Origin of the sequence: Pseudomonas anatoliensis (genome assembly GCF_017976235.1) — a bacterium.
In the GTDB taxonomy this organism is placed as follows: Bacteria; Pseudomonadota; Gammaproteobacteria; order Pseudomonadales; family Pseudomonadaceae; genus Aquipseudomonas; species Aquipseudomonas anatoliensis.
Genome location: NZ_JACVHC010000002.1, coordinates 666,551 through 688,981 on the forward strand (window position 1 = coordinate 666,551; position 22,431 = coordinate 688,981).

Below are 22,431 nucleotides of genomic sequence, written 5' to 3' on the forward strand. Positions count from 1 at the left end.
GCTTAGCGTCGGGCGACCATAATGCCGCCCGTTCCCTCGCTCAACGGTAAAGGCTGGATATGCAGGAAGACGCTCCGGAAAAAACCAAGGACGCCGCACCCACTGGCACCCAGACGCTGCTTCGCGGACTGGGCGTGGTGCAAGCCGTGGCCAGTGGCGCGCGTGATCTCAAAGAGATTGCCCGGCTGATCGGCACCACGCGCAGCACCACCCATCGTCTGGCCAGTTGTCTGGTCGACGAGCGCTATCTGCGCGTGGTGCCGCAAGTCGGTTATCTGTTGGGGCCGAAGCTGATCGAACTGGGTTTTCAGGCGCGTGAAGAACTGCCGCTGGTGAGCCTGGCCGGGCCCTATCTGGATGAGTTGTCGGCACTGACCGGTGACACCGTTCACCTGGGGATTCGTGAAGGCGATGAAGTGCTGTATCTGCTGAAGAACCCGGGACGCAACGGCCCGGAAATGCGTTCGCGGGTCGGCCATCGTATGCCGCTGGCACGCACGGGGATCGGCAAGGCCTTGATGCTCGATGATTCGCCACAGGATTGGCAGCGCCTGTACGACATCAGCCTTCCGGCGGGTGGGAAAAGTCAGTTCTGGCCGCAGCATCCCCAACAGTCGTGGGAACAGCTTGAACAACGCATGACCGAATACGTGGCCGGTGGCTACGCGTTCGATCTGGAAGACAACGAACCGTCGATCCGCTGCGTGGCGGCGCCGATTCGTGATGCGAGCAAGGGCATTGTGGCGGCGATCAGCATCGCCAGCACCGTGCCCTATATGCCGCTGGAGAAAATGGCCGAGCTGATTCCCCTGATCAAAGGGGTCACAGCCCGGCTATCGGCGGAGCTGGGTTTAAAGGTGTGATTAAACCTTGAGCGTTGCCATGTCGATCACGAAACGGTACTTCACGTCGCCGGCGATCATGCGGGCGTAAGCCTCGTTGATCTGGCGGATGTCGAGCATTTCGATGTCGCAGGTGATGTTGTGCTCGGCGCAGAAATCCAGCACTTCCTGGGTTTCTGCAATGCCACCGATCAACGAGCCGGCGAGTACGCGACGGCTCATCACCAGTTTGCCGGCGTGTACCGGTGGATCAACCGGTTCGATCAGGCCGACCAGAATGTGCACGCCATCAAAGCGCAGGGTGTCGAGGTACGGGTTGAGGTCGTGCTGCACCGGAATGGTGTCCAGCAGGAAGTCGAAGTAACCCGCGGCAGCCTTCATCTGCTCGGCATCGGTGGACACGATCACATGATCGGCGCCCTGACGACGACCTTCTTCAGCCTTGCTCGCCGAACGGGTGAACAGGGTGACTTCGGCGCCCATCGCCTTGGCGAACTTGATGCCCATGTGGCCCAGGCCACCCATGCCGAGAATCCCGACCTTGTCGCCAGCCTTGACGCCGTAATGCTTGAGCGGCGAGTAAGTGGTGATGCCGGCGCAGAGAATTGGCGCAGCGCTGGCCAGAGCCAGTTTTTCCGGGATGCGCACGACGAAGTGCTCGCTGACGACGATGCTGTCGGAGTAGCCGCCCATGGTGTTGCTACCATCGACACGGTCCGGGGTGGCGTACGTCATGGTCGGGCCTTCGAGGCAATACTGCTCGAGGTTCGACTGGCAGGCTTCGCAACTGCGGCAGGAGTCGACCATGCAGCCGACGCCGACCAGATCGCCTACTTTGTGTTGGGTGACATTCGCACCAATTGCGGTGACTTTTCCGACGATCTCGTGGCCGGGCATCAACGGGTAAACAGCGATGCCCCATTCGTTGCGTGCCTGGTGGATGTCGGAGTGGCACACGCCGCAGTACAGAATTTCGATGGCGACGTCGTCGGCGCGAGGGCTGCGGCGTTCGAATTTCATCGGGGCGAGGGGCGTGGTGGCCGATTGGGCGGCATAGCCGATAGCGGTATACATGTGAAACCTCGCAAAGCAGTGACAAGTGAGGCGGCGCATTTTGGGCGCCGCGCGACTGTCCGGCCATGGCGATTCCTCCGGGTCTCATGCCTAATCCTCCGGCAAGCGGGTTTGTTCAGTCGCATTGGCAAAAGGATCTGCGATGATGCTTTCATGCCTTTTTCCGTTACTTTTTTCTGAAGAACCTCGATGCAATTAACTCGTCACCTTGATGCCAACGCCACGCTGGTTTCGCTGATTGAACCGCTGGCACTGCGCGACGGTTATTCCCCGACCGGGCTGCCGGGCGTGCAGGTGCTGCGCGCCAGTTGCGATGTTGCCCGTGGCCCGCACATCTATGAACCGAGCCTGATGATCATCGCCCAGGGCAGCAAACTGGCGTTTCTCGGGCCGCGCACCATGGAATATGGCGCCGGACATTATCTGATTCAGGCGCTGCCGGTGCCTTTCGAGTGTGAAACCTTTGCCTTGCCGGATGCGCCGCTGCTGGGTGTGTCGGTGGCGATCGACCGTGTTTTGCTCGGCGAGCTGGTGCTGGCCATGGGGCTGGCGCCGGGGCGGCATATTCCCGCGCAGACGCCGGAGTCGATGACGTCGGTGGTGCTCGACGATGACATGCGCGGCTGTGTCGAACGGTTGCTCGGTTGTCTGCACGATCCGCTGGAGTGTCAGATTCTGGGCCCAGCGCGAATTCGCGAGTTGCTGTTCGTCGCCTTGCGCGGACCGCAGGCCGATGTGTTGCGCGCGCTGGTTGAGCAGCAGGGGCAGTTCGCCCGGGTGGCGGCGTCGATCAGTCATTTGCACGCGCATTACACTGAGCCGTTGAACGTCGAAACGTTGGCCAGTTGCGCGAACATGAGCGTGTCGACCTTTCATGAGCATTTCAAACGCAGCACGTTGTTGTCGCCGGTGCAGTATTTGAAACGTTTACGGTTGTTGAAAGCGCAGACGCTGTTGGTGGCTGAGGGATTGGGTGTGGCGCAGGTGGCGCATCGGGTCGGGTATCAGAGTACTTCGCAGTTCAGTCGTGAATATAAGCGCTACTTTGAGCGCAGCCCGGGTGATGAGCGCGCTGCCTGAGGATTTACACAATCCCTGTGGGAGCTGGCTTGCCAGCGATGAGGCCGGCACATTCAACATAGATGTCGCCTGATCCACCGCCATCGCTGGCAAGCCAGCTCCCACAGGGTTTGATGTGATGCACTGAATTGCGGCAACAAAAAGGCCCCCATTTCGGGAGCCTTGTTGTTCAGCGGTTCGGCTTACATGTTCGGGTAAGTCGGGCCGCCAGCGCCTTCCGGCGTCACCCAGGTGATGTTCTGCGAAGGGTCCTTGATGTCACAGGTCTTGCAGTGCACGCAGTTCTGGGCGTTGATCTGGAAGCGTTTCTCGCCGTCTTCCTTGGTGATCACCTCGTACACGCCGGCCGGGCAGTAGCGCTGCGCCGGCTCGTCGTACAGCGGCAGGTTTTTGCTGATCGGAATGCTCGGGTCGGTCAGCTTCAAGTGGCAAGGCTGTTCTTCTTCATGGTTGGTACCGGAGATGAACACCGAGCTGAGTTTGTCGAAGCTGAGTTTGCCGTCGGGTTTCGGGTAGTCGATCTTCTTGCAGTCGGCCGCGAGCTTGAGGCAGGCGTAATCCGGCTTGGTGTCGTGCAGGGTGAACGGCAGTTTGCCGGCGAAGATGTTCTGATCCAGCCAGTTGAAACCACCGCCGACGATGGCGCCGAACTTGTGGATCGCCGGGCCGAAGTTACGGCTGGCGAACAGCTCGTCATAGAGCCAGCTTTTCTTGAAGGCGTCGACGTAAGTGGTCAGCTCTTCAGTGCCGTCCTTTTCAGCGAACAGCGCGTCAGCCACCGATTCAGCGGCGAGCATGCCGGATTTCATCGCGGTGTGGCTGCCTTTGATCTTGGCAAAGTTCAGGGTGCCGAGATCGCAACCGATCAGCGCGCCGCCCTTGAAAACCATCTTCGGCAGCGAGTTCAGGCCACCTTTGCTGATTGCGCGGGCGCCGTAGCTGATGCGCTTGCCGCCTTCCAGATACTGAGCCAGCACCGGGTGATGTTTGAGGCGCTGGAACTCGTCGAACGGCGACAGGTAGGTGTTGCTGTACGACAGATCAACGATCAGACCGACCACTACCTGATTGTTTTCCAGGTGGTAGAGGAAAGAGCCGCCGGTGTTCTCGGTGCCCATGATGTCCAGCGGCCAACCGGCGGTGTGAACCACCAGGCCTGGCTGGTGTTTGGCCGGATCGATTTCCCAGATTTCTTTCAGGCCGATGCCGTAGTGCTGGGCGTCGGCATCGCTGTCGAGGTTGTAGCGCTTGATCAGTTGCTTGCCGATGTGGCCACGGCAACCTTCGGCGAACAGCGTGTATTTGCCACGCAGTTCCATGCCCGGGGTGTACAGGCCTTCTTTCGGATTGCCTTCGCGATCGACACCGAGGTCGCCAGTGATGATCCCGCGAACCACGCCTTGCTCGTCGATCAGCGCTTCCTGAGCAGCGAAGCCCGGGTAGATTTCTACGCCCAGGTTCTCGGCCTGCTGGGCGAGCCAGCGGCACAGGTTGCCCAGGGAGATAATGTAGTTGCCTTCGTTGTGCATGGTCTTGGGCACAAAGAAGTCTGGAATTTTCTGCGCGCTTTCGGCGTTTTTCAGCACGAAGATGTCATCGCGGGTAACCGGCGTGTTCAGCGGGGCGCCAAGTTCTTTCCAGTCCGGGAACAGTTCGTTCAGTGCGCGGGGTTCGAATACGGCACCGGAAAGGATGTGTGCGCCGACTTCGGAGCCTTTTTCGACCACGCAGACGCTGATTTCCTTACCGGCTTCGGCGGCCTTCTGCTTCAAGCGGCAGGCGGCGGACAGGCCAGCGGGGCCGGCACCGACGATGACCACGTCGAATTCCATGTATTCGCGTTCCACAGGCTATCTCCTACTCAAGGCTCAACAGTTTTTTTTCTAATATGGAGGTTTGATGTCGCTTCCGCTACGCCTTTACGTTAACGTCAAGGGGATAAAGGAGAAGCCACCTTTCTCTCTAGGGGGCGCATTATATCTACACCACTCCTAGCGTCCAATACAAACGTTTGTTTGAATCGGCTCCAGCCCAGATAAATCAAAGAAGCGCGGCTTATGAATGGTCATTTTGCTGTATTGACCGGAATAGGCGTTCCGGTCAAGATACGGGCGGTTTTGCGCTCGCCGTAGGCAGACTGGCGGTTTCAAGAGCACCTCTAAAGACAGGGCGTAGGCAATACAAGGTGATGCGCAGCGCAGGTCCGGCGCGCAGTTTACACACCGTGAAGAGGCATGACTTGTCGGTCACCACTGACGAACGGTCACAGCACTTCGCAGCGTGGAATCATCTCGTACACAGGCCGGCGTTTTTAGAGGTGCCCTTGTAGCCCGATGAGCATCAACCGCCAGGTTCGCCTAGGCGACTTTCTTTTCACCGGAGAGTAACGAGGAATCCATGAAGGTTCTTGTAGCTGTCAAACGCGTTGTGGATTACAACGTCAAGGTCCGCGTCAAGGCGGACAATTCCGGCGTAGACCTCGCCAACGTCAAGATGTCGATGAACCCGTTCTGCGAAATCGCAGTGGAAGAAGCCGTACGCCTGAAAGAGAAAGGTGTTGCGACTGAAATCGTCGTCGTCTCCATCGGCCCGACCACCGCTCAGGAGCAGCTGCGTACCGCACTGGCTCTGGGTGCCGACCGTGCCATCCTCGTCGAATCCGCTGAAGATCTGACCTCGCTCGCCGTGGCCAAGCTGCTCAAGGCTGTGGTCGACAAGGAACAGCCTCAGTTGGTGATCCTTGGCAAACAGGCCATCGACAGCGACAACAACCAGACTGGCCAGATGCTCGCTGCATTGAGCGGCTACGGTCAGGGCACGTTCGCCTCGAAAGTCGAAGTCTCCGGCGACAGCGTTGCCGTGACCCGCGAAATCGACGGCGGCGCGCAAACTGTTTCGCTGAAACTGCCGGCCATCGTCACCACCGACCTGCGTTTGAACGAGCCGCGCTACGCGTCCCTGCCAAACATCATGAAAGCCAAGAAGAAGCCTCTCGAAGTGCTGACTCCGGACGCTTTGGGCGTTTCCACCGCCTCCACCAACAAGACCCTGAAAGTCGAAGCGCCGGCTGCACGCAGCGCAGGCATCAAGGTCAAGTCGGTGGCTGAACTGGTCGAGAAACTGAAAAACGAAGCGAAGGTAATCTGACCATGACTATCTTGGTAATCGCTGAACACGACAATAAAGTGCTGGCTCCGGCCACGCTGAACACCGTGGCTGCTGCTGCCAAAATTGGCGGCGACATCCACGTGCTGGTTGCAGGTCAGGGCGCTGGCGCCGTGGCTGAAGCCGCTGCAAAAATCGCTGGCGTGAGCAAAGTCCTGAACGCTGACAACGCGGCTTACGCGCATCAGCTGCCGGAAAACGTTGCTCCTCTGGTTGCAGAACTCGGCGCTGGCTACAGCCACATTCTGGCTGCCGCCACTTCCAACGGCAAAAACATCCTGCCGCGCGTTGCTGCACAGCTGGACGTTGACCAGATCTCCGAGATCATCTCGGTAGAAAGCGCTGACACCTTCAAGCGTCCGATCTACGCCGGTAACGCCATCGCTACCGTGCAATCGACTGCTGCGATCAAAGTGATCACCGTGCGTGCCACCGGTTTCGATCCGGTTGCTGCTGAAGGTGGTTCGGCTGCTGTTGAAGCTGTTGGCGCTGCTCACGATGCGGGCACTTCGAGCTTCGTCGGCGAAGAGCTGGCCAAGTCCGATCGTCCTGAGTTGACCGCTGCCAAGATCGTCGTTTCCGGCGGCCGCGGCATGCAGAACGGCGACAACTTCAAACACCTGTACGCCTTGGCCGACAAGCTGGGCGCTGCTGTAGGTGCTTCGCGCGCCGCAGTCGATGCAGGTTTCGTACCGAACGACATGCAGGTCGGCCAGACCGGCAAAATCGTTGCGCCACAGCTGTACATCGCCGTCGGTATCTCCGGCGCGATCCAGCATCTGGCCGGCATGAAAGACTCCAAAGTGATCGTTGCGATCAACAAGGACGAAGAAGCGCCGATCTTCCAGGTAGCTGATTACGGTCTGGTAGCGGACCTGTTTGAAGCAATCCCTGAGCTGGAGAAGCTGGTCTAATCCAGCGGCTTCACTTATAAAGAGCCCGACCTTTTGGTCGGGCTTTTTTTTGTCTCGGGTTTGAGTGGGAGCGTTTCGCCATGGATCTGCGCTGCGGATTGTTGTTGGGATTGGCCTTGTTGCCAGGATTGGCCGCGGCCGCGGGCAAGTGCGAGCGCCTGATCGTCACCGGCAGCCCGGATGCTCCGCCGTATCTGTGGCAGGATCCGCAAAATCCCAAGCAATTGATCGGTGCCAGCGCAGACCTGTTGCAGCAAGTGGCCAAGGACTTGGGCATCAAGGTCGAGTTGCTCTACGCCGGCAAGCGCTCGCAGGCCCTCGACGAGGTGCGCAGTGGGCGCATGGACATGCTGGCCGACGCGCCGCTGACGCTCAATGAGCTGGAGAATCTCGACTATATCCATCCACCATTGCTGGAAAACGACTACCTGGTGTGGACGCGCAAAGGCTCGACGCTGACCTACAGCGAAGCCGGTGACCTGCACGGTCATACCGGTGGCGTGTCGGAAAAGTCTCGAATGACCCAGGCATTCGGCACTTTCGCCGATCAGCAATTGACCCTTGTCCGGACAGAAAACCTCACCCAGGCCTTTCAGAAACTTCTGCTGGGCGAAGTGGAATATGTACTCGCCGGACGCTACTCGGGCATGGCCGCCGCGCAGGCGTTGGGCATGGCCAATGACCTCTTGGCGTTCGAGCAACCCATCGACAGACCGGGTCTGTTCCTCGCGGTTTCCCATAACTCGGCGTGCAACGATCCGTGGTTGCGCGGACAGCTGGCCAAAAAGATGACAGAATTGCCCGCGTCCGGACTGACGGAAGCCGCGCTGCAACGCAATATCGAGCGCTGGAAGGCGCAGCAGCAACAGCCGCAACAACCTGTCAGTGCCCCAAAACAGTAGGGATTCTTAGTGAGTATTCGACCTCTTTTCGCGGCGGTGGCCGTTCTGGCCATGGCCGGTTGCGCGACCGATCCGGCACCCATTGAACAAATGCGTTTGACCGAGCAGGCCATCGCCCAAGCCAAGGCCGTCGGTGCCACTGGCGATGACGTGCCGGAAATGAAACTGGCCGAAACCAAGTACAACCGGGCCAAAGGCAATATGGCAGACGAATCCTTTCGGAACGCGCGCATGCGTTCCGAACAGGCCGAACTCGACGCACGTCTGGCAGAAGCCAAAGTACTGACCCAGAAAAGCGAAGAACAGTTGAATGTGCTGAACACCCGCATCGTCCGTCTGCGCAAGCAACTGGGAGATGCCCAATGAGCCTCAAATCCAAGGTCCTCGGTGGTCTGATCCTCGCCGGTTGCGCGAGCCTGTTCGGCTGCGCCGGTCAGCACAGTGAGTCCGCGTTGCAAGACGCCGGCGCCGACTTCCAGAAGGTCAAGGAAGATTCCAACGTGCTGCGCATTGCGCCGAAAGACGTGATCCGCGCCGGTGAATCCCTGGCCCGTGCCGATCGCCTGTCTACTTACTGGGGCAGCGGTTCGGACGTGGTGCACTACGCCTACCTGAGCCAGCGTTACAGCGCGATTGCCCGCGAACACACCAATCAAGTGCTCAACGAAGAGCGTGCAGCCAAGCTCGAACTGGATCGTCAGCGCCTGCAACTGGCCCTGCGTGAATCGAAACTGCTGAGCGTGCAGCAGCAGGGCAAGTGGCTCGAAGAGCAGATTGTTGCGCTGGCCACCACGCAGACTGATCGTGGTCTGGTGATGACTTTGGGTGACGTGTTGTTCGACACCGGTGAAGCGGAGCTGAAAAACTCGGCCAACCGCGTGGTCCTGAAGATTGTGCAGTTCCTGCAGCTGAATCCGAAACGCGTGGTGCGTATCGAGGGCTACACCGACAGCACCGGCGGCAAACAGGAAAACCTCAAACTGTCCCGCGACCGCGCGCAGTCGGTGGCCGATGTGCTGATGGACCTGGGCATCGACGACAAACGTATTCAGGTCGAAGGTTACGGCGACGAATACCCGGTGGACGTCAACGCTTCCGAGCGTGGGCGAGCACAGAACCGTCGTGTGGAAATTGTGTTCTCCGACGAAAAAGGCCAGCTCGGCGCCGCCCGTTGAGGGTTGCGTCTCTGGAAAGCCCGGACTGTCATGCAGTGCCGGGCTTTTTTACACCTGTCGAATTGCTCGCAAATCAGTACAGTTGTGGCAGACAACCCACTGTATGGTCGTCTATGGTGACAACTGTCCCAGTACACTTCTAAACTGTTCCGGTATTGTTTCACACAAGAATAAAATGCCCGTGAAATCGAGTGCTGCGTCATGACCAATCTCTTGCTTTACCAACGTATAGCTCAGCAACTGGCCGAAGACATCCGCCGTGGTGTCTATCAACCGGGGGAGCGCGTGCCCTCGGTACGCAAGATGAGTTCGCAGCTCAACGTCAGCCATGCGACGGTGTTGCAGGCTTACGCCAATCTCGAAGACCAAGGCCTGATTCGCGCACGGCCGCAGTCCGGTTATTACGTGCACCAGACGCCCGCGCTGACGGCACCGACGCCGGACATCGCCCGGGTCGAACGGCCAGGGCTGGTCACGCGCAGCAGCATCATTCAGCAGGTTCTGGTCGAGTCGCGCCGCGAAGGCGTATTTCCGTTGGGCGCCGCAGTGCCGAGCGTGGACTATTTGCCGGTGCGGGCACTGCACCAGCAACTGGCCAAAGTCACTCGCTTCCACAGCCCGCGAGCGTTCAGCTACATGTTCAGCCCCGGCTTCGAACCGCTGCGCCGGCAAGTGGCGATCCGCATGCGCGATGCGGGTGTGGTGGTCGACCCGTCCGAAGTGGTGATCACCCACGGGTGTGTCGATGCGTTGCAGATGTCGCTGCGGGTGCTCACCCGTCCGGGCGATCTGATCGCCGCCGAGTCGCCGACCTATTACGGGCTGCTGCAACTGGCCGACCTGCTGGGCCTGAAAGTCATCGAGATCCCCAGCGATCCCGCCACTGGCATGAGCCTCGAAGCGCTGCAGCTGGCCGCCAACCAGTGGTCGATCAAGGCGTTGGTGTTGACCACGCGCCTGAGCAATCCTTTGGGTGGCACCATGCCGGAAGAGCGGCAGAAACAACTGCTGCGCCTGGCCTCGGATTTCGATATCCAGATCGTCGAAGACGACATCTATGGCGAGTTGATGTTTGAACAAGGCCGCACCAAGGCCCTCAAGGCGTATGACCGACTTGACCGAGTGATCTACTGCTCGAGCTTCTCCAAGACCTTGTCGCCTGGTGTGCGGATCGGCTGGATGATTGCCGGTAAGTACCAGCAGGAAATCCAGCGTTTGCAGACCTTCAGCACCCATTCGGCGTGCAGCGTGACGCAAATGGCGATTGCCGCCTACCTGGAAAACGGCGGTTATGACCGGCATTTACGGTACATCCGCCAGGAATACCGGAAAAACCTCAGCGCCTTCCAGTTGGCGGTGCAGCAGCACTTCCCCGAAGGCACGCAAATGACCCGGCCCACGGGCGGTTTTATCCTCTGGGTGAGTCTGCCGGGGCGGGTCAATACTCAGGAGTTGCACGTGCGCGCGTTGCAGCAGGGCATCAGTATTGCCCCCGGGCTGATCTTCAGTAATACCGAGCAATTCAACCACTGTATCCGCCTGAACTGCGGCATTCCGTGGAACCGCGAGGCGGAGCGGGCGTTGATGACCCTTGGAATGCTCGCAACCCAACTGTGTCAGGAAACGGCGGTCGGTTTCTGAACGAACGTACGGACATGCTTGTCTTGTGACGCTCAACAAGCGAGCATATGGCCCTCTGCCGTTAGTGTCGTTGGGTTCATGAAAGCGATTTTTTCTGCCGCCGGGATTGTCCTTTGCTTGCTGATGATCAGTCATTCGCCGGATGTCATGGCGGCTGCGGTTCAGGAAAAACCGGCCGCGGCGGCGACCCAGAAGAAACCGCTGGCGAGCAAAAAAAATACTCCGGCCAATGCGCAGAAGAAGAAAGCTGCGCCGGTGAAGAAACGTGCGCCAGTGGCATCCAAGTCGAAATCTGCCCGCGAAGTGGCGAAAACCAGACTGCCCTCAGCCAGACTCGACTTGAGCTTGCCCAAGGACATGGTTGAAGAATTGAAACCGCCCGGCACGGTCATTCTGCCCAAGCGCGAACCGATCCTGCCGCAGATGTTTGGCGAGAAGAACAGCGGATTCCAGCTTAATGGCCGTTTGCTCAGCAACGAAATGCAGTTGCAACTGCGCAATGAAGACCGCCATGAAGTCGAAGGCGCAGCCCTGGATTTCGAATTCAAACAGTAAATCCAATGCATCTGTGACCCGCGAACCAGACGCTTTGTCGGAGACTGGTCAGTCACATTCACTTATCCGTAAAAACCCCGGTGCAGGGAATTTTAAACAGCCGTTTTAGCGGTTACCCTGTTCCGTGTCCCTTTCACACATCGCCCGTCGCGAGGATTTGTTCGTCATGAAATGCCGTGAAGGCTGTGGCGCCTGCTGCATTGCCCCTTCCATCAGCTCGGCGATTCCCGGCATGCCTGATGGCAAACCTGCCGGCGAACGTTGCGTGCAACTCTCGGTCGAAAACCTGTGCAGCATTTTCGGCCGCCCGGAGCGCCCGGCTGTCTGTTCGGGCTTTGCCGCTGATATCGAAGTCTGTGGCGATAGCCAGGAAGAGGCGATCAAGTTGATCGGCTGGTGGGAGCAAATGACGGCGGCCTGATGTGTCAAACGAACGGAACTTCAACAATAAGGAATAAGACTATGGGTTCGCTGCATCGTATCGCTGTGTTGTGTGGTTTGACCGCCGTACTGGCCACGCCGCTGGCGCAGGCTGAAGACTGGAAAGTCGCCAAGAACGAGGACGGCATCAAGGTTTCCCTGAGTGAAGTGGCAGGCTCGGACTACAAGTCCTATCAGGGCGTAGCCTTGATGAAGACCACTGTCGCCAAATTGCGTGCTCTACAGGACGATGTGACGGGCGCTTGTGCATGGATTTACGAATGCAAAACCCAGAAGCTGCTCAAGCACGAAGGTGATCAGAGTTGGACTTACACCCAGTTCAATACACCGTGGCCCGTGACTCCGCGTGATTCGGCAACGCATGTCACCACCGTCGAAGGCGCCGATGGCAGCCTGACCCGCACGCTTGAAGGTGTGCCGAAATACGTTCCGGAAGAAAAAGGCTTTGTCCGCGTGGCCCAGGTCAAGGGCTTCTGGAAGTTCGTGCCCAAGGGCGATCAGGTTGAAGTGACCTATCAAGTGCACACCGAGCCAGGTGGCAGCGTCCCGGCGATGGTTGCTAACAAGTTTGTCGTCGATGCTCCTTTCAATACCCTTAAAGCCCTGAAAGAGCGCGCCGAGAAGTAATCCTCATGCCTGAAGCCAAACGCCCCGATTGATTCGGGGCGTTTTGTCTTGCGGTTTATATTGTGTTTCCAGATATGCGTTGAACGAAATTTTCACAACGCGTTCAAGACAATCCGCCCGCGCTATTTCCAAGCGTTCCCGTGGCCGATGCATCAAATGAATGCGTCTGGCGACAGGGCACTAATCAATGGCAATGGTGCCGGTGATCGTGCAACATTTGCGCACTGCGCACTGCGCACGCCCCGGGGTCTGGAGTGACCAATAGAGGGCATGGCGCCGCTGTATTTTTGCAACTTCAACTTCCAATGGGTCCTAAAACGACATGGCAAACCCGGACGCCCTGAATCAGCAGCGATCTTCCAGTCGCCTGCTGCAACCGACCGTCAAATCGCATCTGGCCTACACGCTGCTTTGTGCGCTGGTCATGATGGTGATGTTTTCCGTGCTGCGCCTCGCGCTGCTGGTCTACAACCGCGAGATGATCCTCGACACCCCGGCTGCAACGTTCCTCGAAGCGTTCGCCAACGGCTTGCGTTTCGACCTGCGCCTGGTGGTTTATCTGAGCATTCCGCTGGTGCTGGCACTGTTCAGCGCCCGGGCCATGGCGGCGCGCGGCTTCTTCCGGTTGTGGCTGACCGTTGCGTCGAGCATCGCGCTGTTCCTCGGTCTGATGGAGATGGACTTCTACCGTGAGTTCCACCAGCGCCTCAACGGCCTGGTGTTCCAGTACGTGAAGGAAGACCCGAAAACCGTGATGAGCATGCTCTGGTACGGTTTCCCCGTGGTGCGCTATCTGTTGGCGTGGGTCATCGGCACGGTGATTCTGACGCTGGCGTTCAAAGGCGCCGACCGTGCCACGCGTCCACGCGGACCTTTCAGCGGCGGCACTGTCAGCTCCCGTCAGGTGGCGCCGTGGTACACCCGTCTTGCGGTGTTCGTGGTTTGTCTGCTGATCTGCGTGGTCGCTGCGCGCGGCACCCTGCGTCAAGGCCCGCCAATGCGCTGGGGCGACGTGTACACCACCGACTCCAACTTCGCCAACCAGCTCGGCCTTAACGGCACGCTGTCGCTGATCGCTGCCGCCAAGTCGCGCATGGGCGAGGACCGCGACAACATCTGGAAAGCCACGCTGCCGCAAGAGCAAGCGCAGCAAATCGTCCGCGACATGCTGGTGATGCCGCAAGACAAACTGGTCGATGCCGACATCGCCGCCGTGCGCCGCGACTACACGCCGCTCGCCGACAAGACCCTGCCGATCAAGAACGTCGTCGTGATCCTGATGGAAAGCATGGCCGGTCACTCGGTCGGCGCATTGGGTGCACCGGGCAACATCACGCCGTATCTGGACAAGCTGTCGAAGGAAGGTCTGCTGTTCGACCGCTTCTTCTCCAACGGCACGCACACCCACCAGGGCATGTTCGCGACCATGGCCTGCTTCCCGAACCTGCCGGGTTTCGAATACCTGATGCAGACCCCGGAAGGCAGTCACAAGCTGTCTGGCCTGCCGCAGTTGCTCAGTGCCCGTGACTACGACGATGTCTACGTCTACAACGGCGACTTTGCCTGGGACAACCAGTCGGGCTTCTTCAGCAACCAGGGCATGACCAACTTCGTTGGCCGTAACGACTTCGTCAACCCGGTGTTCTCCGATCCGACGTGGGGCGTGTCCGATCAGGACATGTTCGACCGTGGCCTGCAGGAGCTCAAGGCGCGGGAAAACGGCAAACCGTTCTACGCGCTGCTGCAAACCCTGTCCAACCACACGCCGTACGCCTTGCCGACGCCATTGCCGGTTGAGCGCGTGACCGACCGAGGCTCGCTGAACGAGCACTTGACCGCCATGCGTTACTCCGACTGGGCGCTAGGCCAGTTCATGGAGAAGGCGCGCAAAGAGCCGTACTTCAAGGAAACCCTGTTCGTCATCGTCGGTGACCACGGTTTCGGCAACGAGCGCCAGATCACCGAAATGGATCTGGGTCGCTTCAACGTGCCGATGCTGATGATCGCACCGGGCATCCAGGAGAAGTTTGGTACGCGTGACCACACCGTGGGCACGCAGATCGACATCGTGCCGACCATCATGGGTCGCCTCGGTGGCGAAGTGCGTCATCAATGCTGGGGTCGGGACTTGCTCGATCTGCCGGAAGGCGACACCGGTTTCGGTGTGATCAAGCCGTCGGGCAGCGAGCAGACCACCGCGATCGTTACCGCTGACCAGATCCTCGTGCTGCCGAGAGACAAGGATATGGGGCCGAAGATCTGGAATTACCAGTTGGGTGCCAATCCAGGTGCCCAGGTCGTGCCGAATGCACCGCGCACTGCCGAGTTGAAACTCAAACTCGAAGCGTTCCTGCAAACGGCGACCAAGAGTCTGATGGACAACACCGCCGGTGTAATCCACGGCAAGCCGGACTGATCCAGCTGCAAAGATCCGCACAATAAAAAAGAGGCCCTGAAAAGGGCCTCTTTTTTTTTACGCTTGAATCGTTATATCCGACCGAGTAACAGCAGCACCAGCAGCACGACCAACACCACGCCGATAATGCCCGATGGACCATAACCCCAACTTCTGGAGTGCGGGAAGACCGGCAGACCGCCGATCAGCAACAGGATCAGGATAATGATAAGAATTGTGCCCATGGCGATTTCCTTGTTGATAGCGTTCGAGAAGTCTTGGTGTTCTAGGGCGACTGGAGACTAAGTAATTCCAGACGGCTTACAAATTCCGACCGGTCTGAATGAAAGAAAATTCAATGTTTTTTTAAGTTATTTGGATTGCTTGCTTATTTCCTTTGAAGCCTAAGATCAAAAGATCGCAGCCTTCGGCAGCTTCTACACCGATCCATGTATGAGCTGCCGAAGGCTGCGATCTTTTGATCTTGCATTCAGCAACTTGATGGAGCGTGGGTGGACACCGTTCCTTCGCTACACTCGGCGAATCTTTCCCGGAACAACAAGGCTGTCTGCTATGCAAAATCGCATGATGATCACTGGCGCAGGCTCAGGCCTGGGTCGCGAAATCGCGCTGCGCTGGGCGCGTGAAGGCTGGCGACTGGCCTTGTCCGACGTCAGCGAACCCGGTCTGCAGGAAACCTTGAAACTGGTCCGCGAGGCCGGCGGCGACGGTTTTATCCAGCGCTGCGATGTGCGTGATTACAGCCAGCTCACCGCGTTCGCCCAGGCTTGCGAAGAGAAACTTGGCGGTATCGATATCATCGTCAACAACGCCGGTGTTGCTTCGGGCGGGTTCTTCAGCGAACTGTCGCTGGAAGACTGGGACTGGCAGATAGCGATCAACCTGATGGGCGTGGTCAAGGGCTGCAAAGCGTTCCTGCCACTGCTTGAGCAAAGCAAAGGCAAGATCATCAATATCGCCTCCATGGCGGCGTTGATGCAAGGCCCGGCCATGAGCAACTACAACGTCGCCAAGGCGGGTGTGGTGGCATTGTCGGAAAGCCTGTTGATTGAACTGGCGCAACAGGAAGTCGGCGTGCATGTGGTCTGCCCGTCGTTCTTCCAGACCAACTTGCTCGACTCGTTCCGTGGCCCGACCCCGGCGATGAAAGCTCAGGTCGGCAAGTTGCTGGAAAGTTCGCCGATCAGCGCAGCGGACATCGCCGACTACATCTATCAGCAAGTAGCGGCCGGCGAATTCATGATCTTGCCCCACGAACAAGGGCGCATGGCATGGGCGATCAAACAGAAGAATCCGCAACTGCTCTACAACGAGATGACCTCCATGGCCGAGAAAATGCGCGCCAAGGCCAAACAAAACAACGGTTGATCTTGTCCGTAGCACGCACCGTCGTTAGGGTGGCCGCAATGGTCACCCTGTCGAGACGCGCTGATGCTCAATTACTTGTGGTTCTTCCTCGCGGCATTATTTGAAATCGCCGGTTGTTTCGCCTTCTTCATGTGGCTGCGTCAGGGCAAAAGTGCGCTGTGGGTAATCCCGGCGCTGCTCAGCCTGACGTTGTTTGCTCTGTTGTTGACGCGTGTTGAAGCGGCCTACGCCGGGCGTGCCTATGCCGCTTACGGCGGGATTTACATCGTGGCGTCTATTGGCTGGCTGGCTGTAGTCGAGCGGGTTCGGCCATTGGGGTCGGACTGGATCGGCGTGGCACTGTGCGTGATCGGTGCCAGCGTGATTCTGTTCGGGCCGCGCTTTTCTGCCGCTTGAGATAAAGGCTGTTTAACCATTTGCGGGAAACGTCTGAAGGGCGGCGCGCTGAAGGGTTGTAGGGCATTACTGATTTGTCCGCGCTGCATTGAACCGGCGCCGCAAGCCGCGCATCTTCATTGCTCGCTAACCCTGAAGGACGAATCTCATGCTTGTACTCAGCCGTGTCGTTGGTGAGTTGATTTCAATTGGTGACGACATCACCCTGCGCGTTCTGTCAGTGAACGGTGCAAGTGTGCGCTTTGGCGTCGAGGCACCCAAGAAGGTCAATGTGCATCGCGCGGAAGTCTATGAACGGATCCAGCGCAAACAGGCCCTGGAAAAGGCCCGTTGAGGTTTCAGTCAAACAGATGCTTGGGCACGTCGTGCTTGAGCATCAACTGGCACTGCTCGCTGTCGGGATCAAAAACAATCAATGCCTGGCCCTTGGTCAGCGCCTGACGCACACGCAGTACGCGGGTTTCCAGCGGCGTGTCGTCGCCGTTGTCGGTGCCGTCGCGGGTCACGAAATCTTCGATCAGGCGGGTGAGGGTGTCGACTTCAAGAGCGTCGTAAGGAATGAGCATGGGCACCTCGGCTAAATCAATGTCGGGATGCTACGGCGATTGCGGGTTACCTGCCAGTTTTGTGTTGCCTGATACGGCCGCATCGCGAGCAGGCTCACTCCTACATTGGAATGCGTTCCCCTGTAGGAGTGAGCCTGCTCGCGATAGCCATAGTCCAGTCAATAAAAAATCAGCTATCTGAACGCTGCCCCACCAGACTGTCCACCGGCGGCACCCGTGTATCGCTTTCCATTTGCGTGTCGTGCTCGATCTGATGACTGAAGCGATCCAGCGAAGCATTCGCCGGTGCCGCGTCGCTGGCGAATACCGGTGGGCTCAGGATATACGCCCCGAGCAAGCGGCTCAGCGCTGCCAGACTGTCGATGTGCGTGCGCTCATAGCCGTGAGTTGCATCGCAGCCAAAGGCGAGCAGGGCGGTGCGGATGTCGTGGCCGGCGGTTACCGCCGAATGCGCGTCGCTGAAGTAATAGCGGAACAGATCACGGCGCACCGGCAGCTCGTTTTCACTGGCCAGGCGCAGCAAGTGCCGCGACAGGTGATAGTCGTACGGCCCGCCGGAATCCTGCATCGCCACACTCACCGCGTGCTCGCTGGAGTGCTGGCCCGGCGCGACCGGCGCGATGTCGATGCCGACAAATTCACTGACGTCCCACGGTAATGCCGCCGCTGCACCGCTGCCGGTTTCCTCGGTGATGGTGAACAGCGGATGACAGTCGATCATCAGTTCCTGACCGCTGTCGACGATGGCTTTGAGTGCTGCCAGCAGCGCGGCAACACCCGCCTTGTCATCAAGGTGACGGGCGCTGATATGGCCGCTTTCGGTAAATTCCGGCAATGGATCGAACGCCACCACGTCACCGACGTTAATGCCCAGCGACTCGCAATCGGCCCGGGTTGCGCAGTAGGCATCCAGGCGCAATTCGACGTGATCCCAACTGATCGGCATCTCATCCACGGCAGTGTTGAACGCATGCCCGGAGGCCATCAGCGGTAACACGCTGCCGCGAATCACACCGTTATCGGTGAACAGGCTGACGCGACTGCCCTCGGCAAAACGGCTCGACCAGCAGCCGACCGGTGCGAGCGTCAGGCGACCGTTGTCTTTCACCGCCCGCACGGCAGCACCGATGGTGTCCAGGTGCGCGGAAACGGCGCGATCGGGGCTGTTCTTTTTACCCTTGAGCGTCGCGCGAATGGTGCCGCGTCGGGTCATCTCAAACGGAATGCCGAGTTCTTCCAGACGTTCGGCAACATAGCGCACGATGGTGTCGGTAAACCCGGTGGGGCTGGGAATGGCGAGCATTTCCAGCAGGACTTTTTGCAGATAGTTGAGATCCGGTTCGGGGGTTTGGAGGGTCATGGAAACTCCTGATGGGTTGAGCACATCGATGGTTTCGATGAGAAAAGAATTTGTATTGCCTGATCGGGCCTCATCGCTGGCAAGCCAGCTCCCACATGTTTTGTGTGCACCTGGGAACCTGTGGGAGCTGGCTTGCCAGCGAGGGCGTCAGTCCTGCAACCAAGCAATCAAGAAACAACCGGCTGACTGTGCGGAAACAACAAATCCACAAAGCGTTCAGCCGTCGGCTGCGGCTCATGGTTGGCGAGACCGGCCCGTTCGTTGGCTTCGATAAACACGTATTCCGGCTGATCCGCCGCCGGCACCATCAGATCGAGGCCGACCATCGGGATGTCCAGCGCCCGTGCCGCACGCACAGCCGCATCGACCAGCGTCGGATGCAGAATTGCCGTAACGTCTTCCAGTGTGCCGCCGGTGTGCAGGTTCGCCGTACGCCTTACGAACAAATGCTCGCCGGCCGGCAAGATGCTGCTGTAGTCGAACCCCGCCGCATGCAGCGTGCGCTGGGTTTCATGGTCCAGCGGGATTTTGCTTTCGCCGCCCGTGGCCGCTTGCCGGCGTCGGCTCTGGGCTTCGATCAGCGCGCCAATCGAATGCTGACCGTCGCCGATCACTTCGGCCGGTCGACGGATTGCTGCCGCCACCACTTCAAAACCGATCACCAGAATCCGCAGATCCAGTCCTTCGTGAAAGCTCTCCAGCAGCACTCGGCTGTCAAACTGCTTCGCTGTTTCGATGGCCTGCTGCACCTCTTCGATGCTCTGCAAATCCACGGCAACGCCCTGACCCTGCTCGCCGTCGAGCGGTTTGACCACCACCCGCTGATGCTCATCGAGGAACTCTAAATTGTCGTCGGCATTGCCCGCCAGTTGCTGCGACGGCAATTTCAGTCCGGCGCCTTTTAGCACTTTGTGGGTCAGGCTTTTGTCCTGACACAGGCTCATGCTGATCGCGCTGGTCAGGTCGCTCAGCGATTCGCGGCAGCGTACGCGGCGCCCGCCGTGACTGAGCGTGAACAGGCCGGCGTCGGCGTCATCCACTTGCACATCAATGCCACGCCGATGGGCTTCTTCGACGATGATCCGCGCGTAGGGATTGAAATCGGCTTCCGGTCCCGGACCGAGGAACAGTGTCTGGTTGATGCCGTTCTTGCGCTTGATCGCGAAGGTCGACAGGTTGCGGAAACCGAGTTTGGCGTAGAGGTTTTTCGCCTGACGGTTGTCGTGCAGTACCGACAGATCCAGGTAGCTCAAGCCGCGACTCATGAAGTGCTCGATCAAGTGCCGCACCAGCACTTCGCCGACTCCGGGCCGCGAGCACTGTGGATCAACTGCCAGGCACCAGAGGCTGCTGCCGTTTTCCGGATCGTTGAACGCCTTGCGATGATTGAGGCCCATGACGCTGCCGATCACCGCGCCGCTGTCCTCGTCCTCAGCCAGCCAGTACACCGGGCCGCCCTCATGACGCGGGGTCAGCAGCGCGGGATCGATCGGCAACATGCCGCGCGCCTGGTACAGCTGATTGATCGCCTGCCAGTCCGCTTCGCTTTGCGCACGACGAATGCGAAAGCCACGAAACACGCGAGTGGCCGGACGATAGTCGCTGAACCACAAGCGCAGAGTGTCGGACGGGTCGAGGAACAACTGTGTCGGTTCGAGGCCGAGAATCTGCTGCGGCGCGGCGACGTACAGGGCGATATCACGCTCGCCCGGCTGCTCGTTGAGCAGTTCCTGGGCCAATGATCCAGGGTCGGGAAACGTGTGACCGATCAGCAACCGGCCCCAGCCGCAATGCACGGCAATCGGGGTGGTGTTGAGTTCGCTGCCGTCTTCAGCCAGACGCGCCTGTAATCGTTCATACGACGGTGTCTGGCCGCGTAGCAGGCGTTGGTTGATGGCTGTGGCGTGGGGTTTCATCAATCAGATTCCTTGTTCACTGAGCCACAGGTTCAGGGCTGCCAGTTGCCACAGCTTCGAGCCGCGCAATGGGGTCAGTTGGCCTTGCGGGTCAGTCAGCAATTTGTCGAGCATGGCCGGGTTGAACAGGCCGCGATCCTGACTTGGATCGAGCAGCAATTCGCGCACCCAACTCAATGTGTCGCCTTGCAAATGCTTGAGGCCGGGCACCGGGAAGTAGCCTTTCTTGCGGTCGATCACTTCACTTGGAATGACTCGTCGCGCAGCTTCCTTCAGCACTTGCTTGCCGCCATCGGGCAGCTTGAACTTGCCTGGCACACGGGCCGAGAGTTCAACCAGTCGATAGTCGAGGAACGGCGTGCGCGCTTCCAGACCCCAGGCCATGGTCATGTTGTCGACGCGTTTGACCGGGTCGTCGACCAGCATCACCGTGCTGTCCAGACGCAGGGCTTTGTCCACTGCGGCGTCAGCACCGGGCTGGGCGAAATGTTCTTTGACGAAGTCGCCGGCAGCGTCATTGGCGGTCAGCCATTTCGGTTGCACAGTGGCGGCGTAGTCGTCGTAGCTGCGGTCAAAAAACGCGTCGCGATACGCCGCATAAGGATCGGTAGCGCCATCCACCTGCGGATACCAGTGGTAACCGGCGAACAACTCGTCGGCACCCTGACCGCTCTGCACAACCTTGCAGTGTTTGGCCACTTCGCGGGATAGCAGATAGAAGGCGATGCAGTCGTGGCTGACCATCGGCTCGCTCATCGCGCGGAACGCGGCGGGCAGTTGCTCGATGATCTCTTTCTCGTCGATGCGCAGTTGGTGATGCTGGGTGCCGTAGTGCTTGGCGATCAGGTCGGAATACTGGAACTCGTCACCGCGCTCGCCACCGGCATCCTGAAAACCGATAGAGAAGGTCGACAGGTTTTCCACACCGACTTCACGCAGCAGGCCTACAAGCATGCTCGAATCGACGCCGCCGGACAGCAACACACCGACATCCACCGCCGCACGTTGACGAATCGCCACGGCTTCGCGGGTGCTGTCGAGCACGCGGTCGACCCAGTCTTCGAGGTTGAGGTTTTTCTCGTCTTCGCGGGGGCCGTAGGGCAGGGTCCACCAGGTTTTCTGCTCGGTGGTGCCATCGGCTTCAACGCGCATCCAGGTCGCTGGCGGCAGTTTTTCAATGCCCGCCAACAATGTGCGCGGCGCCGGTACAACGGCGTGGAAGTTCAGGTAATGGTTGAGCGCCACCGGATCGAGGATCGGGTTGATGTCGCCACCCTTGAGCAGCGCCGGCAGTGCAGAGGCGAAACGCAGGCGCTGGCCAGTGCGCGACAGGTACAGCGGCTTCACGCCGAGGCGGTCACGGGCGATAAACAGACGCTGTGCATCGCGTTCCCAAATGGCGAAGGCAAACATGCCGTTGAGTTTCGGCAGCAGTGCTTCGCCCCAGGCGTGGTAGCCCTTGAGCAACACTTCAGTGTCGCCACCGGAATAGAAGGCGTAACCCAGCGCTTCGAGTTCGGCACGTAGCTCCGGGAAGTTGTAGATCGCGCCGTTGAAGGCCAGGGACAAGCCCAGTTGACTGTCGATCATCGGCTGCGCCGAGCCGTCCGACAGGTCCATGATTTTCAGGCGACGATGGCCCAAGGCAATCGGCCCTTGGGCATGGAAACCCCACGCGTCAGGGCCGCGAGGGGCCAGGTGGTGGGTGATTCTTTCAATGGCTGCAAGGTCTGCAGGTTGTTGATCAAAACGTAACTCGCCAGCTAATCCACACATAAAATCCTTACCGGTTTTTCCGTTGGGGAGGGGTCAAACGCTACCTCGCCAAAAGGGCGGGTACTCAGAAACTGACCCGCCCCGGTAAATGGAGTTTTAGAACGATAAGTTATAAGGCTGCCAGTACGGCGACTGCCGGGCGCAGCTCAGGCCCCTAAACGTTTGTCATCCGGCGCAGGTGATTGTCTGTTTTGAGTTTCGCCTGCCTGTAGCGGCC

Annotated in this window: 22 protein-coding genes; 15 read left to right on the forward strand and 7 right to left on the reverse strand. The window is 59.1% G+C overall.

Annotated features, from left to right (window positions below; translation table 11 throughout):
• The first annotated feature begins 59 nt into the window (after positions 1 to 59).
• Positions 60 to 863 (forward strand): IclR family transcriptional regulator, encoded by an 804-nt coding sequence (locus ICA16_RS08415; RefSeq protein ID WP_150605414.1) that lies wholly within the window; start codon positions 60 to 62, stop codon positions 861 to 863.
• On the opposite strand, the gene ICA16_RS08420 is transcribed toward ICA16_RS08415, so the two are convergent.
• Positions 864 to 1,916, reverse strand: coding sequence for an NAD(P)-dependent alcohol dehydrogenase (locus ICA16_RS08420; protein WP_150605415.1), 1,053 nt, complete (start codon positions 1,914 to 1,916; stop codon positions 864 to 866).
• Between the two features lie 189 nt (positions 1,917 to 2,105).
• Here ICA16_RS08420 and ICA16_RS08425 point away from each other — a divergent pair, with 189 nt between their 5' ends.
• Positions 2,106 to 2,996 (forward strand): AraC family transcriptional regulator, encoded by an 891-nt coding sequence (locus ICA16_RS08425; RefSeq protein WP_210700385.1) that lies wholly within the window; start codon positions 2,106 to 2,108, stop codon positions 2,994 to 2,996.
• Positions 2,997 to 3,178: 182 nt separating this feature from the next.
• Here ICA16_RS08425 and ICA16_RS08430 read toward each other — a convergent pair whose 3' ends face one another.
• Complete coding sequence (locus ICA16_RS08430) at positions 3,179 to 4,843, reverse strand: electron transfer flavoprotein-ubiquinone oxidoreductase (RefSeq protein WP_150605417.1); 1,665 nt, start codon at positions 4,841 to 4,843, stop codon at positions 3,179 to 3,181.
• Positions 4,844 to 5,393: 550 nt separating this feature from the next.
• Here ICA16_RS08430 and ICA16_RS08435 point away from each other — a divergent pair.
• The 10 genes from ICA16_RS08435 (at position 5,394) to ICA16_RS08480 (ending at position 14,832) form a co-directional block, all read left to right on the forward strand.
• Positions 5,394 to 6,143 carry an electron transfer flavoprotein subunit beta/FixA family protein gene (locus ICA16_RS08435; protein WP_007908338.1) on the forward strand — a complete coding sequence of 250 codons (750 nt, stop codon included), beginning with the start codon at positions 5,394 to 5,396 and terminating at the stop codon, positions 6,141 to 6,143.
• A gap of 2 nt (positions 6,144 to 6,145) precedes the next feature.
• Entirely contained in the window at positions 6,146 to 7,075 is a 930-nt protein-coding gene (locus tag ICA16_RS08440) for an electron transfer flavoprotein subunit alpha/FixB family protein (protein WP_042560399.1), read from the forward strand.
• Between the two features lie 80 nt (positions 7,076 to 7,155).
• Positions 7,156 to 7,977, forward strand: coding sequence for a substrate-binding periplasmic protein (locus ICA16_RS08445; protein WP_150615994.1), 822 nt, complete (start codon positions 7,156 to 7,158; stop codon positions 7,975 to 7,977).
• Positions 7,978 to 7,986: 9 nt separating this feature from the next.
• The gene (locus ICA16_RS08450; RefSeq protein ID WP_042560397.1) at positions 7,987 to 8,343 is read left to right on the forward strand and encodes a DUF4398 domain-containing protein; all 357 of its coding nucleotides are present in this window, start codon (positions 7,987 to 7,989) and stop codon (positions 8,341 to 8,343) included.
• Positions 8,340 to 9,152 carry an OmpA family protein gene (locus tag ICA16_RS08455; RefSeq protein WP_150605420.1) on the forward strand — a complete coding sequence of 271 codons (813 nt, stop codon included), beginning with the start codon at positions 8,340 to 8,342 and terminating at the stop codon, positions 9,150 to 9,152. The genes ICA16_RS08450 and ICA16_RS08455 overlap by 4 nt, the downstream gene beginning before the upstream one ends.
• Positions 9,153 to 9,353: 201 nt before the next feature.
• On the forward strand, positions 9,354 to 10,793 hold the full coding sequence (locus tag ICA16_RS08460) for an aminotransferase-like domain-containing protein (protein WP_042560395.1): 1,440 nt from the start codon (positions 9,354 to 9,356) through the stop codon (positions 10,791 to 10,793).
• A gap of 78 nt (positions 10,794 to 10,871) precedes the next feature.
• Entirely contained in the window at positions 10,872 to 11,348 is a 477-nt protein-coding gene (locus ICA16_RS08465) for a translation initiation factor 2 (protein ID WP_150605421.1), read from the forward strand.
• Between the two features lie 166 nt (positions 11,349 to 11,514).
• Positions 11,515 to 11,769 (forward strand): YkgJ family cysteine cluster protein, encoded by a 255-nt coding sequence (locus ICA16_RS08470; protein WP_150605422.1) that lies wholly within the window; start codon positions 11,515 to 11,517, stop codon positions 11,767 to 11,769.
• A gap of 41 nt (positions 11,770 to 11,810) precedes the next feature.
• Complete coding sequence (locus ICA16_RS08475) at positions 11,811 to 12,416, forward strand: START domain-containing protein (protein WP_210700386.1); 606 nt, start codon at positions 11,811 to 11,813, stop codon at positions 12,414 to 12,416.
• A 322-nt stretch (positions 12,417 to 12,738) separates the two neighbouring features.
• Positions 12,739 to 14,832, forward strand: coding sequence for an LTA synthase family protein (locus ICA16_RS08480; RefSeq protein ID WP_150605424.1), 2,094 nt, complete (start codon positions 12,739 to 12,741; stop codon positions 14,830 to 14,832).
• A 71-nt stretch (positions 14,833 to 14,903) separates the two neighbouring features.
• Here the strand turns inward: ICA16_RS08480 and ICA16_RS08485 are convergent, their stop codons facing one another.
• A complete protein-coding gene (locus ICA16_RS08485; protein ID WP_191626519.1) occupies positions 14,904 to 15,062 on the reverse strand; it encodes a DUF3309 family protein in 159 nt (52 codons plus the stop codon).
• 322 nt (positions 15,063 to 15,384) lie between these two features.
• Here ICA16_RS08485 and ICA16_RS08490 point away from each other — a divergent pair, with 322 nt between their 5' ends.
• The 3 genes from ICA16_RS08490 (at position 15,385) to csrA (ending at position 16,930) form a co-directional block, all read left to right on the forward strand.
• On the forward strand, positions 15,385 to 16,200 hold the full coding sequence (locus ICA16_RS08490) for an SDR family oxidoreductase (protein WP_150615990.1): 816 nt from the start codon (positions 15,385 to 15,387) through the stop codon (positions 16,198 to 16,200).
• Positions 16,201 to 16,263: 63 nt separating this feature from the next.
• The gene (locus tag ICA16_RS08495) at positions 16,264 to 16,596 is read left to right on the forward strand and encodes a YnfA family protein (RefSeq protein WP_003226957.1); all 333 of its coding nucleotides are present in this window, start codon (positions 16,264 to 16,266) and stop codon (positions 16,594 to 16,596) included.
• Positions 16,597 to 16,744: 148 nt separating this feature from the next.
• Entirely contained in the window at positions 16,745 to 16,930 is a 186-nt protein-coding gene (csrA, locus tag ICA16_RS08500) for a carbon storage regulator CsrA (RefSeq protein ID WP_150605426.1), read from the forward strand.
• A 4-nt stretch (positions 16,931 to 16,934) separates the two neighbouring features.
• Here csrA and ICA16_RS08505 read toward each other — a convergent pair whose 3' ends face one another.
• The 4 genes from ICA16_RS08505 to ICA16_RS08520 all read right to left on the reverse strand — a co-directional run bounded on the left by ICA16_RS08505 (position 16,935) and on the right by ICA16_RS08520 (position 22,214).
• Positions 16,935 to 17,162: a YheU family protein gene (locus ICA16_RS08505; protein WP_003236706.1), complete on the reverse strand. Its 228-nt coding sequence runs from the start codon at positions 17,160 to 17,162 to the stop codon at positions 16,935 to 16,937.
• Between the two features lie 169 nt (positions 17,163 to 17,331).
• Positions 17,332 to 18,522 (reverse strand): osmoprotectant NAGGN system M42 family peptidase, encoded by a 1,191-nt coding sequence (locus tag ICA16_RS08510; protein WP_150596250.1) that lies wholly within the window; start codon positions 18,520 to 18,522, stop codon positions 17,332 to 17,334.
• Positions 18,523 to 18,689: 167 nt separating this feature from the next.
• On the reverse strand, positions 18,690 to 20,438 hold the full coding sequence (gene ngg, locus ICA16_RS08515) for an N-acetylglutaminylglutamine synthetase (protein ID WP_210700387.1): 1,749 nt from the start codon (positions 20,436 to 20,438) through the stop codon (positions 18,690 to 18,692).
• A 3-nt stretch (positions 20,439 to 20,441) separates the two neighbouring features.
• A complete protein-coding gene (locus ICA16_RS08520) occupies positions 20,442 to 22,214 on the reverse strand; it encodes an N-acetylglutaminylglutamine amidotransferase (RefSeq protein ID WP_210700388.1) in 1,773 nt (590 codons plus the stop codon).
• Positions 22,215 to 22,431 lie beyond the last annotated feature (217 nt).

What these genes read in the sequence shown, in the direction of transcription:
- ICA16_RS08435 (WP_007908338.1), top strand. Translation starts at nt 5,394, where the DNA reads ATGAAGGTTCTTGTAGCTGTCAAACGCGTTGTGGATTACAACGTCAAG.
- ICA16_RS08520 (WP_210700388.1), bottom strand. Translation starts at nt 22,214, where the DNA reads ATGTGTGGATTAGCTGGCGAGTTACGTTTTGATCAACAACCTGCAGAC.
- ICA16_RS08460 (WP_042560395.1), top strand. Translation starts at nt 9,354, where the DNA reads ATGACCAATCTCTTGCTTTACCAACGTATAGCTCAGCAACTGGCCGAA.
- ICA16_RS08510 (WP_150596250.1), bottom strand. Translation starts at nt 18,522, where the DNA reads ATGACCCTCCAAACCCCCGAACCGGATCTCAACTATCTGCAAAAAGTC.
- ICA16_RS08465 (WP_150605421.1), top strand. Translation starts at nt 10,872, where the DNA reads ATGAAAGCGATTTTTTCTGCCGCCGGGATTGTCCTTTGCTTGCTGATG.
- ICA16_RS08420 (WP_150605415.1), bottom strand. Translation starts at nt 1,916, where the DNA reads ATGTATACCGCTATCGGCTATGCCGCCCAATCGGCCACCACGCCCCTC.
- csrA (WP_150605426.1), top strand. Translation starts at nt 16,745, where the DNA reads ATGCTTGTACTCAGCCGTGTCGTTGGTGAGTTGATTTCAATTGGTGAC.
- ICA16_RS08475 (WP_210700386.1), top strand. Translation starts at nt 11,811, where the DNA reads ATGGGTTCGCTGCATCGTATCGCTGTGTTGTGTGGTTTGACCGCCGTA.
- ICA16_RS08495 (WP_003226957.1), top strand. Translation starts at nt 16,264, where the DNA reads ATGCTCAATTACTTGTGGTTCTTCCTCGCGGCATTATTTGAAATCGCC.
- ICA16_RS08505 (WP_003236706.1), bottom strand. Translation starts at nt 17,162, where the DNA reads ATGCTCATTCCTTACGACGCTCTTGAAGTCGACACCCTCACCCGCCTG.
- ICA16_RS08425 (WP_210700385.1), top strand. Translation starts at nt 2,106, where the DNA reads ATGCAATTAACTCGTCACCTTGATGCCAACGCCACGCTGGTTTCGCTG.
- ICA16_RS08470 (WP_150605422.1), top strand. Translation starts at nt 11,515, where the DNA reads ATGAAATGCCGTGAAGGCTGTGGCGCCTGCTGCATTGCCCCTTCCATC.
- ICA16_RS08415 (WP_150605414.1), top strand. Translation starts at nt 60, where the DNA reads ATGCAGGAAGACGCTCCGGAAAAAACCAAGGACGCCGCACCCACTGGC.
- ICA16_RS08480 (WP_150605424.1), top strand. Translation starts at nt 12,739, where the DNA reads ATGGCAAACCCGGACGCCCTGAATCAGCAGCGATCTTCCAGTCGCCTG.
- ICA16_RS08455 (WP_150605420.1), top strand. Translation starts at nt 8,340, where the DNA reads ATGAGCCTCAAATCCAAGGTCCTCGGTGGTCTGATCCTCGCCGGTTGC.
- ngg (WP_210700387.1), bottom strand. Translation starts at nt 20,438, where the DNA reads ATGAAACCCCACGCCACAGCCATCAACCAACGCCTGCTACGCGGCCAG.
- ICA16_RS08490 (WP_150615990.1), top strand. Translation starts at nt 15,385, where the DNA reads ATGCAAAATCGCATGATGATCACTGGCGCAGGCTCAGGCCTGGGTCGC.
- ICA16_RS08445 (WP_150615994.1), top strand. Translation starts at nt 7,156, where the DNA reads ATGGATCTGCGCTGCGGATTGTTGTTGGGATTGGCCTTGTTGCCAGGA.
- ICA16_RS08440 (WP_042560399.1), top strand. Translation starts at nt 6,146, where the DNA reads ATGACTATCTTGGTAATCGCTGAACACGACAATAAAGTGCTGGCTCCG.